This is a genomic window from Bartonella sp. AA2SXKL, from assembly GCF_042197205.1.
Classification (GTDB): Bacteria; Pseudomonadota; Alphaproteobacteria; order Rhizobiales; family Rhizobiaceae; genus Bartonella.
The window spans coordinates 1-647 of record NZ_JBHIRN010000199.1 but is presented as its reverse complement, the minus strand read 5'-3'; the positions used below and the strand labels follow the sequence as shown (position 1 = coordinate 647).

1 protein-coding gene is annotated in these 647 nt (G+C 39.3%); it reads left to right on the top strand.

Features of this window, described 5'->3' with window-relative positions:
- Nucleotides 1-26: 26 nt before the first annotated feature.
- Nucleotides 27-647, top strand: a 621-nt coding sequence (locus ACFINS_RS10675; RefSeq protein ID WP_375706261.1) for a lyase family protein, incomplete at its 3' end; no start/stop codon positions are given.

The window sequence follows — 647 nt, the reverse complement described above, 5'->3', positions numbered from 1 at the left end:
AACCCTCTCACAATAAGGAAAAAATTATGATAGCACGTTATTCCCGCCCTGAAATGATAACAATTTGGTCACCCGAAACAAAATATCGTATTTGGTTTGAAATCGAAGCACATGCCTGTGATGCCCTAGCTCAACTGGGTATTATTCCCAAAGAAGCAGCAAAGGTAATTTGGGAAAAAGGAAAAGCAGCCAAATTTGATATTAATCGCATTAATGAAATTGAGGCAATCACCAAGCATGATGTTATAGCATTTCTGAAACACTTAGCTGAATTTATTGGACCAGAAGCACGATATGTTCACCAAGGCATGACATCATCGGATGTTCTAGATACCACGCTTAATATTCAGTTGATGCGTGCCAGCGATATTCTGCTAAAAGACATAGATCAACTTCTAGAAGCATTAAAAAAACGTGCTTTTGAACATAAAGAGACAATCACCATTGGGCGGAGTCATGGCATTCATGCTGAACCAATAACATTTGGAGTCAAGTTCGCTCTTGCATATGCTGAATTTTCAAGATGTCGCAAACGTCTTCTTGCTGCACAGGAAGAAATTTCTACTTGTGCTATTTCAGGAGCTGTAGGAACTTTTGCAAATATTGATCCACGCGTTGAAGAGCATGTAGCAAAAGCATTGGGATTG